Annotated in this window: 14 protein-coding genes; 8 read left to right on the top strand and 6 right to left on the bottom strand. The window is 40.2% G+C overall.

The window, feature by feature from the left end; all coding sequences use genetic code 11:
• Positions 1 to 76 precede the first annotated feature (76 nt).
• The 3 genes from cls to pepF all read left to right on the top strand — a co-directional run bounded on the left by cls (position 77) and on the right by pepF (position 4,973).
• The gene (gene cls, locus BK049_RS02490) at positions 77 to 1,597 is read left to right on the top strand and encodes a cardiolipin synthase (protein ID WP_008355322.1); all 1,521 of its coding nucleotides are present in this window, start codon (positions 77 to 79) and stop codon (positions 1,595 to 1,597) included.
• A 171-nt stretch (positions 1,598 to 1,768) separates the two neighbouring features.
• Entirely contained in the window at positions 1,769 to 2,932 is a 1,164-nt protein-coding gene (locus tag BK049_RS02485) for a competence protein CoiA (RefSeq protein WP_071167778.1), read from the top strand.
• A 214-nt stretch (positions 2,933 to 3,146) separates the two neighbouring features.
• A complete protein-coding gene (pepF, locus tag BK049_RS02480; protein WP_326980820.1) occupies positions 3,147 to 4,973 on the top strand; it encodes an oligoendopeptidase F in 1,827 nt (608 codons plus the stop codon).
• Positions 4,974 to 5,083: 110 nt separating this feature from the next.
• Here the strand turns inward: pepF and BK049_RS19460 are convergent, their stop codons facing one another.
• The 5 genes from BK049_RS19460 to BK049_RS02460 all read right to left on the bottom strand — a co-directional run bounded on the left by BK049_RS19460 (position 5,084) and on the right by BK049_RS02460 (position 8,503).
• A complete protein-coding gene (locus BK049_RS19460; protein ID WP_008355329.1) occupies positions 5,084 to 5,257 on the bottom strand; it encodes a hypothetical protein in 174 nt (57 codons plus the stop codon).
• Positions 5,258 to 5,553: 296 nt separating this feature from the next.
• Positions 5,554 to 6,465 (bottom strand): ClpXP adapter SpxH family protein, encoded by a 912-nt coding sequence (locus BK049_RS02475; protein ID WP_008355332.1) that lies wholly within the window; start codon positions 6,463 to 6,465, stop codon positions 5,554 to 5,556.
• Complete coding sequence (locus BK049_RS02470) at positions 6,462 to 6,860, bottom strand: globin domain-containing protein (RefSeq protein ID WP_008355333.1); 399 nt, start codon at positions 6,858 to 6,860, stop codon at positions 6,462 to 6,464. The genes BK049_RS02475 and BK049_RS02470 overlap by 4 nt, the downstream gene beginning before the upstream one ends.
• A gap of 277 nt (positions 6,861 to 7,137) precedes the next feature.
• Positions 7,138 to 7,902, bottom strand: a complete 765-nt coding sequence (locus BK049_RS02465; RefSeq protein WP_008355335.1) for a lytic transglycosylase domain-containing protein — start codon at positions 7,900 to 7,902, stop codon at positions 7,138 to 7,140.
• A gap of 25 nt (positions 7,903 to 7,927) precedes the next feature.
• Positions 7,928 to 8,503 (bottom strand): CYTH domain-containing protein, encoded by a 576-nt coding sequence (locus BK049_RS02460; RefSeq protein ID WP_071167776.1) that lies wholly within the window; start codon positions 8,501 to 8,503, stop codon positions 7,928 to 7,930.
• Between the two features lie 218 nt (positions 8,504 to 8,721).
• Between BK049_RS02460 and BK049_RS02455 the strand changes: the two genes are divergently transcribed.
• From BK049_RS02455 to BK049_RS02440, 4 genes are all read left to right on the top strand, one after another.
• Complete coding sequence (locus BK049_RS02455; protein ID WP_008355339.1) at positions 8,722 to 9,087, top strand: UPF0738 family protein; 366 nt, start codon at positions 8,722 to 8,724, stop codon at positions 9,085 to 9,087.
• Positions 9,088 to 9,120: 33 nt separating this feature from the next.
• Entirely contained in the window at positions 9,121 to 9,750 is a 630-nt protein-coding gene (gene yjbM, locus BK049_RS02450) for a GTP diphosphokinase (RefSeq protein WP_008355341.1), read from the top strand.
• 65 nt (positions 9,751 to 9,815) lie between these two features.
• A complete protein-coding gene (locus BK049_RS02445) occupies positions 9,816 to 10,616 on the top strand; it encodes an NAD kinase (RefSeq protein ID WP_008355343.1) in 801 nt (266 codons plus the stop codon).
• Positions 10,617 to 10,660: 44 nt separating this feature from the next.
• Positions 10,661 to 11,527, top strand: a complete 867-nt coding sequence (locus tag BK049_RS02440; protein WP_071169176.1) for an RluA family pseudouridine synthase — start codon at positions 10,661 to 10,663, stop codon at positions 11,525 to 11,527.
• A gap of 40 nt (positions 11,528 to 11,567) precedes the next feature.
• On the opposite strand, the gene prpE is transcribed toward BK049_RS02440, so the two are convergent.
• Complete coding sequence (gene prpE, locus BK049_RS02435) at positions 11,568 to 12,311, bottom strand: bis(5'-nucleosyl)-tetraphosphatase PrpE (RefSeq protein ID WP_071167775.1); 744 nt, start codon at positions 12,309 to 12,311, stop codon at positions 11,568 to 11,570.
• 160 nt (positions 12,312 to 12,471) lie between these two features.
• On the opposite strand from prpE, the gene BK049_RS02430 reads away from it, so the two are divergent.
• The gene (locus tag BK049_RS02430; protein ID WP_008355350.1) at positions 12,472 to 14,319 is read left to right on the top strand and encodes a monovalent cation:proton antiporter family protein; all 1,848 of its coding nucleotides are present in this window, start codon (positions 12,472 to 12,474) and stop codon (positions 14,317 to 14,319) included.
• Positions 14,320 to 14,342 lie beyond the last annotated feature (23 nt).

The following is a 14,342-nucleotide window of genomic DNA, read 5'->3' as shown; positions in this document are numbered from 1 at the left end:
GTCGATTTCTATAGAGGAATCGACTTTTTTATCTGAATGAATAGGTAAACAAAGTGATCGGCAAGGAGAAAATGAAATGAGAAATGTAGTCAAAGTTCTATTTTTTCTTATCATTACGATAGGTGCTTATTTGATTATCCAAATTTTTGCCGGTGATCTAGCGGTAAGTGTATTAAGTTTCGTCAGTGTTCTATTCACTTTATCGATTATCTTCATCGGATTTGTCATTTTCTTAGAGAACAGGAATCCATCTCAAACGATTACGTGGCTTGTCCTGCTTGGCAGCTTTCCGCTTTTCGGATTTTTATTCTATATCTTCTTTGGACGCAATATTAAAAAGCGCCGCTTGTTTGAAAAGAAAGCGGCATTAGACGAACAGCTTATCCAGGAAGATGAACGTATTCACAGAGAAGCGATTGAAAAAATGACTCATATGGGTGACCATCAGCAGCTTTTATTTAAGCTGGCCCACAGACTTGGACATACCCCTATTACGTATCGTACATCCTCTAAAGTCCTGACCAATGGAGAAGAAACGTTCTCTCATATTTTTGAAGAGATCAAAAAAGCAACTCATCACATTCACCTGGAATATTATATTCTCCGCCATGATGACCTAGGTCAAGAATTAAAGGACATTTTAATCGACAAAGCCAAAAATGGTGTGATTGTCCGCTTTTTATATGACGATGTCGGTAGTTTAAAACTCTCTCGTCAATATATTGCTGACTTAGAAAAAGCGGGCGTTCAGATTGTACCTTTTTTACCGGTAAGACTACCGTTATTAAATAATAAAATCAATTTCCGAAATCACCGGAAAATTGTAGTGATTGATGGAGAAGTAGGCTTTGTTGGCGGGCTTAACATTGGGGACGAATATATGGGCAGAAGCAGACAATATGGATTCTGGCGTGATACCCACCTCATGATTAAAGGGGAGGCCGTTCGCGATTTGCAGCAGATTTTTATGCAAGATTGGTATTATATGACCAATGAAAGATGCTCAGGCGTGGATTATTTTAAAGATTTCAGTCATTTGGAGAGTAGAGCAGAAGGCGTACAAATGATTGCCGGCGGTCCTGATAAACAGTGGGAAGTCATTAAAAATCTCTTTTTCTCCATGATTATCTCTGCCAAAAAGTCAATCTGGATTGCTTCACCTTATTTTGTCCCTGATGATGATATTTTGTCAGCACTAAAAATTGCTGCTTTGAGCGGAGTAGATGTGCGAATTATTGCACCGAAGAATCCAGATAAGCGCATCGTATTCCATGCGTCTCGGTCATATTTCCCTGAACTTCTGGAAGCAGGTGCGAAAATATACGAGTATGATCAAGGCTTCATGCATAGCAAGTTTATTATTGTGGATAGTGAACTAGCGTCAATTGGTACGGCAAACATGGATATGAGAAGTTTTCATCTAAACTTTGAAGTGAATGCATTCCTCTATAAAACAAAAAGTACAGAGAAGCTGGTCAACGACTTCTTAGGTGATTTGGAGCAGTCACATGAAATTGTCCCTGAAGAATTTGCTAAGAGACCTTTGAGGGTGAGGCTGTTTGAATCAACCGCTAGATTATTATCACCACTTTTATAAAAATTGTAAAAATTGTATGATCCCCCTTTCCTAATAGGGGGATTTTTCATTTTCATAAGGAAAAGCTGGTTAATATCAAGTTTTGACATGATAAAATCCCATTTTCGATATTCGCTTTCCTGTAATAGAAAAAGCTATAATACGGTCATCAAATAGCAGGGGGCGAAATAGATGAACGCAGCGATCATGGAAAATGGGAAGCTGATCCGAATTACACATCACCTAACGAAAAGGCGTCTACAGCATGTGAGAGCTACGTGCAAATTTTATTGTCCTGAATGCAGGCAGGAGGTTCAATTAAAGCTTGGTGAACATCGTGTCTATCACTTTGCACATATACAGCTGACAGCGTGTTCTTTAGCTGCTTCAGGCGAAACGGCGTATCATCAGGCGGGGAAGGCTAGGATGAAGGCGTGGCTCATACAGATTGGACTTGATCCGGTATTAGAGAAGTATGTTTCAGAAGTTCAGCAGCGCCCAGATGTGACCGTAACGGAGGGGGATATAAATTATGCAATGGAATTTCAATGTGCGAATATCTCCCAGCAAGAGCTGCATAAAAGAACAGAAGGTCTAAAGAGAGCAGGGTTATATCCCATATGGATCATAGGGGCGAATCGCTTCAAACGGTTGTCCAGCCAGCTTTTTTCTTTCTCCTCCATACATTGGGGGATTTTAAGGCAATCACAGAAAAATAAATTGATTTTTTACTGTCCGATACAACATAGGTTCATCCATCTTGACCAAATTGTCGTGTTTCAGCCAACGAAGATTTGTGCTGCAATAACCGTTAGACCGGCTTCAGCCTATCGTCACCTTACAGCACTCCTGACCGCATCTTCAAGCAAGGATTTATTACATAACCAATGGCTGAGATGCATTCAGCAGTTTAGGCAGAGACCTCCACGCATTTTATCAAATGAGAGCAAGCGTTTGAGACACATTTTTTATGAGCATCATCAAACAGCATTTCCATTTTTACCGGCGGCATTATTTATTCCTCTGACAGAAGCGTATATCTTTGCAAGTCCCGTTTATGTGTGGCAGGGATATCTGTATGATTGGATGATTCGAAAAAAAGGAACAGGCCCAGTGACCATTCAACGTCTAATCAAAGAAATCAATCGTTGTGTGCAGACGAAGGAAGTGAAGCTAAGGTATGCCAATGTCACCATAGAAGAAATCAAAGAAGTGATCATCTCATATGTAAATGGACTTGTGAAGCTAGGGTTTTTATACATGACGAAAGAGGGGCATTATCAAGTAACAGCGAATCAAAAGCCTATACGAACAGCAGCTGAAGCGTTAAAACGAGATGCTTTCTTATTTCATTAGCATGTTTCATGTCCACTTTGATCATGATAAGAAAAAGGTGGTGCTGCTATTGAATAGAAAGAAACGATTTTTTTTGATTTTTTTAGTCTGTTTGGTATTTATTTCTGCATATGATTTGACAAATATAGTTCAAAACAAAGAAGATAAATACAACACCAATTTTTTTCACTTTCCGAAAGGTTGGTTCAACACAACTCATGCAAGGGGGATTCATATGACTTCACAAAGCAAAAACAATCACTTACCAGACAGAAGCGAAGTAAAAGAAGAAAACAAATGGCGTCTCGAAGATATTTTTGAAAGCGTCGATTCATGGAACAAGGAATTCGAAGCTGTAAAAAAAGAGATTCCTAAGCTAGCCCAATTTAAAGGCAAGCTGGCCCACTCCGCTGATGTCCTGTATGAAGCCCTGACATTTCAGGATCAACTTTCTGAAAAACTTGGCAAGCTTTATACATATGCGCACATGAAATATGATGAAGATACCACAAATTCATCGTTTCAGGCTTTAAATGATAAAGCGTCCAATTTATTTACACAATTGTCTAGTACATCTGCTTATATTGTGCCAGAGATTTTATCTATTCAAGAAGATAAGCTGCAACAATTTATTTTAGAAAAAGAAGAACTAAAACTTTATTCTCATGCTCTCGAAGAAATCAATAAAGAGCGTCCACATATTTTGAGTGAGGAGCAAGAAGCTTTATTAGCCGAAGCCTCTGAACCATTATCATCATCATCCACTACGTTTAGTATGTTTAATAATGCAGATATTTCGTTCCCTTCTGTTAAGGATGAAAACGGGGAAGAAAAGAAGATTACGCACGGCAACTTCATCACATTTTTAAACAGTGATGATCGAGAAGTGAGAAAGAATGCCTTTAAAGCTGTTTATAAAACGTATGATCAGTATAAAAACACTCTGGCTTCTACACTTAGCGGCTCGATTAAAAAGGATAATTTTTATGCGAAAGTACGTAATTACAAATCGGCTAGAGAAGCGGCTCTATCACGAAATAGTATTCCTGAGGAAGTGTATGACAATCTAATTGATACAGTTCATCAATATTTACCGTTACTGCACCGCTATATTGAATTGCGTAAAAAGGTATTAAAGCTTGATGAAGTGCACAATTATGACTTGTACACACCGTTAGTAAAAGATGCTGGCATGAAGCTGACTTACGATGAAGCAAAGGATTATATGCTGAAAGGGTTAGCACCATTAGGAGAAGAATATGTTTCAATTTTAAAAGAAGGACTCGACAACCGCTGGGTAGACGTTTATGAGAATAAAGGGAAACGAAGCGGCGCATATTCTTCTGGAAGCTATGGAACAAATCCTTATATCTTAATGAACTGGCAAAATAATATTGATAATTTATTTACATTGGCTCATGAATTTGGTCACTCTGTTCATAGCTACTATACAAGAAAGCATCAGCCATATCCGTACGGAAACTACAGTATTTTTGTAGCTGAAGTGGCTTCTACAACAAATGAAGCGTTACTAGGCGAATACTTGCTCAATAACTTAGAGGATAAAAAGCAACGCTTGTATGTGTTAAATCACTTGTTAGAAGGGTTTAGAGGGACAGTATTCAGACAAACGATGTTTGCTGAGTTTGAGCATCTGATTCATGTGAAAGCGCAAGAAGGGGAAGCATTAACGCCAGAGTTTATGACGAACCTTTATTATGACCTGAATAAGAAGTATTTTGGCGATGGTATGGTTGTGGATAAGGAAATTGGATTAGAATGGACGAGAATCCCTCATTTCTATTACAACTATTATGTGTATCAATATGCGACAGGCTACAGTGCGGCGCAGGCATTAAGCAAGCAAATATTAGAGGAAGGTAAACCTGCGGTGGAGCGTTATACAGACTTCCTGAAAGCAGGCAGCTCCGACTATCCAATCAATGTGCTGAAAAAAGCAGGTGTTGATATGGCATCAAAAGAACCAATTGAGGCAGCATGTCAATTGTTCGAAGAAAAACTAAAAGAAATGGAAGAGCTCATCTCCAAAACTGGTGAGTAACGAGAAGACTTCTGTCAGACGTGTGAGTGTATAGGCTCACCTTTTGGCAGGAGTTTTTTCTTTTCATTAAAAAGTCCCCGCCTGAATTGGCGAGGTTGTACATTCAATGATCAACCTTTAAATCCTTTAAAGGTTTTTCGGTGGTTCATTCGATAAAGTGTAAAGAGAATGGAAGCAAATAAGAGTGGAGACGTCAGATAAAGAGGCAGCATTTTCATTAAGCCTAATAGATTTAAACAAAAACATAAGCCAATGGCAACAAGTCCAATGGTTGTGCTGCGCATGTAGATCCCTCCATTTTTTCGTTACTTTCACTATATGAAAGAGACTGTCCTCTTATGTTTTGTGACAAAAATATGAACATATAGCATATCGGTTGTCATAAGTCGACAAAATTTGATATACTACAGATGTGAAATTAATCACATACAAACATTACCCCTTTGTTTGACCGTGAAAAATTTCTCCCATCCCCTTTGTTGTCGTTAAGACATAGTGAAACCGCGCTTATCCCGGCGCGGTTTCTTCGTACGTAAAAACAGAACAAATGTTCTTTTTAGAGATAAAGAAAAAACATGGGTCAGCACCCATGTTCATTCTCACAGCGGTAAACATCAAAATCTGATTGGTTTTCTCCTTCTTTATAACGCCAAAACATTTCCTGATGTACTTGTACACGTTCTACCTTTTTAGCAAATGCCAGCTTTTTCATTTCTCGTTCAACTTCTTCAAGCGTGAGGTCATATACAACGGCAATTTCCTTTGCTGATGCAAATTGAAAGTAAGCGATAAACCATTCAATTGGTGGTCGTTCTGAAGGTGTTGGTTTTTCGCCAATCATTTCAAAAAGAATTTCCTCGTATATATCATACGAATATGCACCTGAAATCTTTAATCCTTCATCACCATTTACCGTATTAAAAAAGGCGAAAGTGGGAAGCTCAGACACATCCATTTCTGCTGCGATTTTCATATCACATTGGAGCGCTTTGACAGCACTTTGAGAATGGATATCTCGCTGGAACTCCTCGATGTCCAGTCCAGCCGTTTTTGCATTTTCCAGCAAGACTTGTTCATTTGTGACATCCTGCTGATGACAAAAAAGCGATTCTTGAATGAGTCGTAAAAATTTCATTCCGCATTTTCTGCCCTGAAGTTCAGCTGCTTTTAATGCAAGAGAGGCGAGATAAGGTGACGTCACAATTTGTTCAGACAGCATTTGTTCTTTTTTGGTCTGAGTTTTCGTGGCAAATTTCCCCCATGCTTCTGTCAGTAAATGTTTTTTTCTTTTCCGATTCAAGGCATTAATACTAGAACTTGTGACCGTTCGTAAAGTGAAAAAACGGCCATACTTCATTTTTAACTTTTTGATTGATGGCTCTAATAACCAGCAGTCTGGGCTGAGAGGATCAATGAATACATAGATTTCAATCGGTTTTTGAGGATGTCCGTGACAATGTGAGAAATATTGATCGTGCGGATTGCAGCTCAAGATCGTCCATCCTTTTCAGGTGTTTGGTTGACCATATGACGAGCCGTCAAAGAAAGCCGCTCAAATAAAAAGTCACGAATATCGCCGGTTAGTCCTACTTGATCCATTGCATCCTCCATGCATTCAAGCCATGCGTCAGCCCGCTCCTCAGTAATCGGAAAAGGGAGATGTCTCGCCCGTAGCATTGGGTGACCATGCTCCTCCGTATAAAGCGGTGGTCCGCCTAAATATTGAGTTAAGAACTGTTTTTGTTTTCTTGCTGTTTCTTTTAAGTCATCCGGGAAAATAGGATGAAGCAAAGGATGACACTTTACATTTTCATAAAAAGTATCAACAAGTTGCGATAGAAGTTCTTCTCCAACCGCTTCGTAAGGTGCGTTAAACGATTGTACCATGTTGACTACTCCTTTAACTCGTAGCTAATAGGATGGATGACCCTATTGCGAATTTCATTTATTTCAAAAGTGATATTCAGTTTGTTCTATTTTGTTGTTTCTATTCTTGTATATTTATTTTAACAACCTCTACTCAATTCCACAAACAAACCGCTTTGGTCCTTTGGGAATAGTGAGAGGGACAGGTTCCGTGTTCAATTGACCATATCATAACATATTCGGTCAAAAAAGGGTGAAAAGCGACATACAAAAAACCGAAGAGGTTATTCTCTTCGGTTTAAGCGTAATATTGAGCTGTGATTTTCTTTACATAATTCTGTGTTTCTTTAAATGGAGGGATGCCTCCGTATTTATCTACATTTCCTGAGCCTGCGTTATAAGCGGCTAAGGCGAGTGAGACATTTCCGTTATATTTTTGAAGCATTTGTTTTAAATACTTCGTTCCGCCTTCAATGTTTTGGGCCGCATCTAAGGCGTTGTTTACGCCAAGTGATTTAGCAGTAGACGGCATCAGCTGCATCAGTCCAAGTGCACCTGCATGGCTGACAGCATTCGTGCGATAGCCGGATTCTTGCTTGATCACCGCGTGAATCAGCTTCTCCGGAACGCCGTGTTTTTGAGCCATTTGTGACACGATCTGATTAATCTCTTTTGATGAAGAGCCTGAAACAGCTTCTTGAAGCGGCGACGTATAGCTGTTATTTATGACGTTTCCAATACCATTTGCTGTACTCAATTGAGCGTCACTTGCATATAGAGACTGAGCTTGCAGCTGTTCACTGCCTTCCATGGCCGCTAGATATGGGTTTGTGCGTGCATATTGCGTGCTCGGAGTCGTTGCTGTGTCCGTACCCATGAGAGCAGAAATGGAGAGCGGAAGACGAGATAATTCTGATCCGCCTAAAAAATCTTGCAACAGCGATTGGAATGAAGCCTCAGCGCTTGATTCTTGCCCAGTCTGCTGTTGGGTTTGTCCACTATCCGATTGTAACGTTTTGAGTGCTTGCAGCTGCATAAAGGATTGAAGTTGATTGACGTTCATCATGTTCCTCCTTCAAGGAATTCATCTATTCTTTTGTTTTCATTTTTTCTTCATAAAAACGAACGACTTTGTTTTTCGTGTGTCGTACAGGGATCTGAAATTGATGGAGCAACGCTGTGAATGCGGCTTGTCCAATGTCTAAATCGCTCACTTCAAATTCAAGTTCATAGTCCTCTACTGTTAAATATCGGCTGTGATCCAAAACAATTAAGCCCTCTTTGATCATTTTTTCTGCTCTTGACGTTTCAAGTGAACCAAAATACACGATTTGATCCTTTTGAATGTGCAGGTGTTCTAATCTGTCTGCCACTTCACCTTCTGGCAGTTGGAAATGTTCAAGACTAGCGGGAGGTGCAATCGTTTGGTGGGTTTCTAAAAGACCGTTTTCATGCGGTTCCTTTAATGTGAGGACCCACTGCCCGCCTTTTTCTCTCATTCGTAAAGCAGCGAATTTGGATTTTATATCAAATTGTGGTGTATCAAAATAATAGTTGGTTTGAGTGTGGAAATCCTCGTCCTTCAATTGAAAATATTGTTTTAGCTGTTCAAATTCTTCTTTCGTTAATAGTTGCTTGAGTTCTATTTCAATTTCCTGTGCCATTTAGATATCAACCTTTCATTTAGAGGAAATATGATTATTGTACATGAAAAGCTTGTTTTTTTCTTATTTATTCCTTAAAAAGGAGTTAATATGGATGCTGAATGAGGCAAAATGATCAATGAAAAGGAGAAAAACGGTTTTTCTCAAAAAGTTCGGTTTATCAATATTGAACTTGATATGATAAAATAAAGCTGTACTTTGTTGTAAAGGAGATCATGATGCAAAACAGAATTGAAATCACAGAAGCAACTTTAAAAGAAGACAGGCTGATCTTGACGGTTCAGTCAGATGAGCAAATTCAAAAAGCAAAAGCATCAGGGCAAATGCTTGTTGATTCTGATCACTTTGCGTTTGTTTACATACTTGAGACAGAGGAGTCTTTTACGTATCTTATCTTAGGAGAACATACATGGTCTCCATTAAAAGAAGCAATGAATCGTGATATCCCTGTCTATTTGACGGCGGAAGAACAATCGCTGGAGCTCATTCAACTTCATCAGGAATTAAACTATTTAATCGACAATATTAAAGACAATGCCAATTACGGAGATATGGAAGAGAAAGTGAAGAGCACATTCCTCTGAAATAATTAGGTATTTGGAATTGGGGGAAGTTTCATGGACAAAAAACAATGGGATCAATTCCTCGCACCATATAAGCAAGCAGTCGAAGAATTAAAAGTGAAACTAAAAGGCATTCGGAAGCTGTATGAATTTGAGGATGACCATTCACCAGTAGAATTTGTCACAGGCCGAGTGAAACCCGTTGCCAGCATATTAGAAAAGGCAAAGCGTAAAAACATTCCGATGCATGAGATTGAAACGATGCAGGATATTGCTGGGCTTCGCATTATGTGCCAGTTTGTAGAAGATATACAAGTTGTGAAGAAAATGCTTCAATCACGAAAAGACTTTGTGGTTGTAGATAAACGCGACTATATAGCAGAACATAAAGAAAGCGGATACCGCTCGTACCACCTTGTTGTGTTATATCCGCTGCAAACGATTAACGGAGAGAAGCAGCTCCTCGTCGAAATCCAAATCCGTACATTAGCCATGAACTTTTGGGCGACCATCGAGCATTCTCTGAATTATAAATATAGCGGGAATATCCCGGAGAAAGTGAAGCTGCGCCTTCAAAGAGCTTCTGAAGCAGCATCTCGTCTTGACGATGAGATGTCTGAAATTAGAGGCGAAATTCAGGAAGCGCAAGTGGCATTCTCTCGGAAAAAGAAAAATGATGCGTGAGCCTGAGCTAAAACAAATATGATGCTGCCTTCTCATAGCAGCAAGGTGAAAAAGGAGAAGAATTCATGAAATTTGCAGTTTCTTCAAAAGGGAATTCTGTATCTGACACACTCAAAAATAAAATTCAGACCTACCTATTAGATTTTGGGATGGAATTAAATGAAGAGGAACCCGATCTTGTCATTACGGTAGGCGGAGACGGAACCCTTTTATATGCTTTTCACCGGTATAGCAACCGTCTGAATGAAACAGCTTTTGTCGGCGTACATACAGGGCATCTTGGATTTTATGCGGACTGGGTACCGAGTGAAATTGAAAAGCTTGTGTTAGCCATTGCAAAAACACCTTATCATATTGTGGAATATCCGATTCTTGAAGTCATCGTCAGATACAACGATGGCGGCCGGGAAGAAAAATATTTAGCGATGAATGAATGTACGATTAAAAGTATGGAAGGTACGCTTGTGGCAGATGTTGAGATTAGGGGTCAACTTTTTGAAACATTCAGAGGTGACGGTCTTTGTTTGTCTACGCCATCTGGCAGTACGGCTTATAATAAAGCGCTTGGCGGCGCGATTATTCATCCTTCCATTAGAGCCATTCAGCTTGCAGAAATGGCCTCAATCAACAACAGAGTGTTCAGAACGGTTGGCTCACCGCTTATTTTGCCAGACCATCATACGTGTGTGATCAAACCGATTAATGATGTGGATTTTCAGGTGACAATAGATCATTTGTCGCTACTACATAAAGATGTGAAATCCATTCAATGCCGAGTGGCAGACGAGAATGTCCGTTTTGCCCGTTTTAGACCATTTCCTTTTTGGAAAAGGGTGCAAGATTCCTTTATCGGCAAAGGAGAATAAGAAAGAGGTTGTTCTCGCTGGAATACTTTAAGATAAACAAAACCATGACAGCCAAAGAAGAAGGCCGTCTGTTGAAGGACTACTTAATTGATCTTGGCATTTCAAAAAGAATGCTGACAGATATTAAATTTGATGGCGGTGACCTCCTGATTAATGGAGCGCATGTTACCGTGAGATATGAACTGCGGGAGGGCGAGAAGCTCACTATTTTATTTCCTGAGGAAAAAGTGAGTGAAGGGCTAAAGCCCGCGCCGATTCCGCTTGATATTTTATTTGAGGATGAGCATGTGCTTGTGCTGAATAAAAAGCCATATATCCCATCGATTCCTTCTAGAGAGCACCCTGAGCATAGTATTGCGAATGGGCTGCTGCATCATTATGCTAAGCAGTCTGTCCGGCTGACTGTCCATTTGGTGAGCCGACTAGATCGGGATACCTCTGGTGTCATGTTAGTCGCTAAACATCGCTTTGCACACAGCCTTTTATCAAAGGCGCAGAAAAAAGGGGAAGTCAAGCGAACGTACAGAGCGTTTACACATGGCATGATCACGCAAAAGCAAGGGACGATTCGAGCAAAAATTGCTCGAAAAGGGGACAGTATGATTGAACGAATGGTTGATGAGTCTGGTCAGGAGGCCGTGACACATTATACAGTGCGGGCGGTAGACACTCATTTAGACATGTCTGATGTGTCTCTTACCCTTGAGACGGGAAGAACCCATCAAATTCGTGTGCATATGCAATTCCTTGGTCATCCTCTCATTGGAGATACGCTATATGGCGGATCGAGCGAGCGGATAGACAGGCAGGCGCTGCATAGTGAAACCCTTGTCTTTCCGCATCCGATCACAGGGGAGTCCATGACATTTTCGGCTCCTTTGCCAGATGATATGACATCATTGCTTCAGTAAACAAGTAAACCCGGTCACCTGTAATGGTGGACCGGGTTTTTTATGGTGTGAAATGCTGGAACCTTGTTTCATCATAAGGCATAGATGAAGGGACAGAGACAGTCTCAAGCTCAGGATATCTTAGAGCGGATAGCCGGTGGCCAAAGACGCAGCCTGTATCGATGTTAACTGTTCTGCCAACAAACCGGGGTTCTTTTACGGGTGTATGCCCGTATACAATCCAAGGTTTCCCGTGATACTCCTTTGCCCAGTCCTTCCTGACAGGACGCCCATCTGGCCAAGTTTCTCCTGTGACAGCTCCAAATAAAAGATAGGATCGCGTCTGTTTATTCGGTTTTCTTCCAATATCCTTTTCCCTCATCGCTGCGTGTGCAATGATTAGCTCATCTTGAATCAGCACATCATAAAGCGGCGCCTTCTCAAATAACTGCTTAAATTCATGTGATAATTTGGTCTGTTCATGGAGCGGCAGGTTTTTGATTTCGCTTACCGTTGTTTCAATGCCATGCAGTAATTTAACGGGATTTCCTTTCAAATAGCGATAAAGTTTAAAACAATGGTTGCCTGGCACGTAGCGGATCGCTCCCTTGGAATAGGCTTGTATGACAAATCGCATCACGTCTACTGATTGAGGACCTCGGTCTGTTAAATCACCAACAAGGGCTAGTGTTCTCTTATCAGGGTGGACAGGTAGTCCATGTTTGAATTTGTATCCTAGTTTGTGTATGAGGGTAAGCAGCTCTTCGTAGCAGCCGTGGATATCGCCGATGATATCGAATTTCATAAAGGTTCCTCCTGATTTTTTCATCCATTTATCGGATATAAAGAAGTTTGAATTTTAGAAAATATAACGAATGGCTTTCATTTCGTTTGGGCAATTGTTAGAATCAATGCTTTAACGTAAAACTTAAAAATTAAACATGAATGTTAGGAGGCTTTAGCCAATGGAGCATACATCTGTTTCATCACTCGTTGTCGTTATTATTGTAGCCTTTTTCACCCCTATTTTATTGCACCGGTTTAAGCTGACCATTCCGGTCGTTGTCGCCGAAATTATCATGGGGCTCATCATTGGAAAAAGCGGTCTTCAACTAGTTGTTGAACATGACGCATGGCTAGATACATTATCCATGCTAGGGTTTATTTTTCTTATGTTTTTAAGCGGACTTGAAATAGATTTTTCTTCTTTTGAATCTAAGAAGAAAGCACGAGAACTGCCCAATGGTTTAAAAGAACCAAATACATTTAAAGCAGCGACCATTATTTTTCTTGGCGTATTTTGTATTTCCTTTATCCTGTCCTATGCGTTTGTGCTTGCAGGTTTTATCCAAAATGCCTTTTTAATGACGCTTATTATTTCCACGATTTCATTAGGTGTAGTGGTTCCAACTTTAAAAGAGGAAAAGCTGATGCAGACAAATATTGGTCAAATCATTTTGCTTGTGGCTGTCATTGCTGATTTGGTGACGATGATTTTACTTGCTGTGTTTTCCTCCATTTATGGCGATGGAACAGGGAACATGTGGCTGCTCTTATTATTATTTGCTGCGGGTATTCTTCTTTATTTATTTGGCCGAGTATTTAAGACAAAATCCATTTTTCAGTCCATGTCAAAAGGAACGGTGCAAATTGGGACTAGAGCTATCTTTACTCTCATTATAGTCTTAGTTGCCTTATCTGAATCACTCGGTGCTGAAAATATTCTGGGCGCATTTTTAGCTGGTGTGCTTGTGTCTCTTCTTTCGCCTAATAAAGAGATCGTTCAGCAGCTGGACTCATTTGGATACGGATTTTTGATCCCAATCTTTTTTGTGATGGTCGGTGTGGACCTGAATATATGGGCACTCTTTAAAGATCCAACCATTTTGATCATGATTCCACTGCTGTTTATGGCATTATTGCTTAGTAAGCTCGTCCCGATTCTTTATTTGAAAAAATGGTATGACATGAAAAAGGTCGTCGGCGCTGGTTTTTTATTAACCTCGACATTATCTCTTGTCATTGCAGCTGCGACGATTGGTGAGCGGCTTGGTGTCATTGATCATAAAATGTCAGGAGCGCTTATTTTAGTTGCTGTGTTGACGAGTATTTTCACCCCTGTTTGGTTTAAGGCACTATTTAAACAAGAACGTGAAACCAATCATAAAAAGCGTGTGACTTTTATTGGGGCTAATCAGCTGACCTTACCAGTGACACTTGATTTGCATCAGGATGAATATGACATTCGTATTTTGCATGTCTTTCAAGAAAATAAAGAAGCCCTTCTTGCTGACTCGATCTTTGAAGTTGAAGCGATTGAACAATATGACGATGAGACGCTGAGACAGGCAGGGATTGGCCAAGAAGATGTGCTCGTTGTGGCAACAGGCAGTGAAACGAAAAATAAGGAAATTGCTTTATTTGCAAAAGAAGCAGGTGCCAAACAAGTCATTGCCAGTGTGAACAAAGCGGAGACAGAGCTGACATTAAAGGAAGCAGGCATTGATACGTTTTCTAACTTTCTTTCATCTAAAACGGTGCTAAGGGCATTGATTGAAGCACCTGATGCGATTCGTTTGTTAACGAATGAGGATTCTTCTTTGTATCAAATTCAAATGAACAATCATCGGTATCATAATGTCATGCTGAGGGAATTTCCTTTTACCGGCGATTTGGTGTTTGTCCGTATTTTTAGAGGAGTAGACAGTTTAGTACCGCATGGTGATACAACGCTTAGAAGCGGTGACCGCGTGCTTGTGTCGGGCTCTCGGGAGTATGTGGCAGGACTTAGAGCGCAGTTAGAGTTGCAATGAGCCCTTGACCGATGAACAATTCC

Origin of the sequence: Bacillus xiamenensis (assembly GCF_001857925.1) — a bacterium.
GTDB lineage: Bacteria > Bacillota > Bacilli > Bacillales > Bacillaceae > Bacillus > Bacillus xiamenensis.
The sequence above is the reverse complement of the archived record's forward strand: the minus strand, read 5'-3'. Positions and strand labels throughout refer to the sequence as shown.

What these genes read in the sequence shown, in the direction of transcription:
- cls (WP_008355322.1), top strand. Translation starts at nt 77, where the DNA reads ATGAGAAATGTAGTCAAAGTTCTATTTTTTCTTATCATTACGATAGGT.
- BK049_RS02485 (WP_071167778.1), top strand. Translation starts at nt 1,769, where the DNA reads ATGAACGCAGCGATCATGGAAAATGGGAAGCTGATCCGAATTACACAT.
- pepF (WP_326980820.1), top strand. Translation starts at nt 3,147, where the DNA reads ATGACTTCACAAAGCAAAAACAATCACTTACCAGACAGAAGCGAAGTA.
- BK049_RS19460 (WP_008355329.1), bottom strand. Translation starts at nt 5,257, where the DNA reads ATGCGCAGCACAACCATTGGACTTGTTGCCATTGGCTTATGTTTTTGT.
- BK049_RS02470 (WP_008355333.1), bottom strand. Translation starts at nt 6,860, where the DNA reads ATGGTACAATCGTTTAACGCACCTTACGAAGCGGTTGGAGAAGAACTT.
- BK049_RS02465 (WP_008355335.1), bottom strand. Translation starts at nt 7,902, where the DNA reads ATGAACGTCAATCAACTTCAATCCTTTATGCAGCTGCAAGCACTCAAA.
- BK049_RS02460 (WP_071167776.1), bottom strand. Translation starts at nt 8,503, where the DNA reads ATGGCACAGGAAATTGAAATAGAACTCAAGCAACTATTAACGAAAGAA.
- BK049_RS02455 (WP_008355339.1), top strand. Translation starts at nt 8,722, where the DNA reads ATGCAAAACAGAATTGAAATCACAGAAGCAACTTTAAAAGAAGACAGG.
- yjbM (WP_008355341.1), top strand. Translation starts at nt 9,121, where the DNA reads ATGGACAAAAAACAATGGGATCAATTCCTCGCACCATATAAGCAAGCA.
- BK049_RS02445 (WP_008355343.1), top strand. Translation starts at nt 9,816, where the DNA reads ATGAAATTTGCAGTTTCTTCAAAAGGGAATTCTGTATCTGACACACTC.
- BK049_RS02440 (WP_071169176.1), top strand. Translation starts at nt 10,661, where the DNA reads ATGACAGCCAAAGAAGAAGGCCGTCTGTTGAAGGACTACTTAATTGAT.
- prpE (WP_071167775.1), bottom strand. Translation starts at nt 12,311, where the DNA reads ATGAAATTCGATATCATCGGCGATATCCACGGCTGCTACGAAGAGCTG.
- BK049_RS02430 (WP_008355350.1), top strand. Translation starts at nt 12,472, where the DNA reads ATGGAGCATACATCTGTTTCATCACTCGTTGTCGTTATTATTGTAGCC.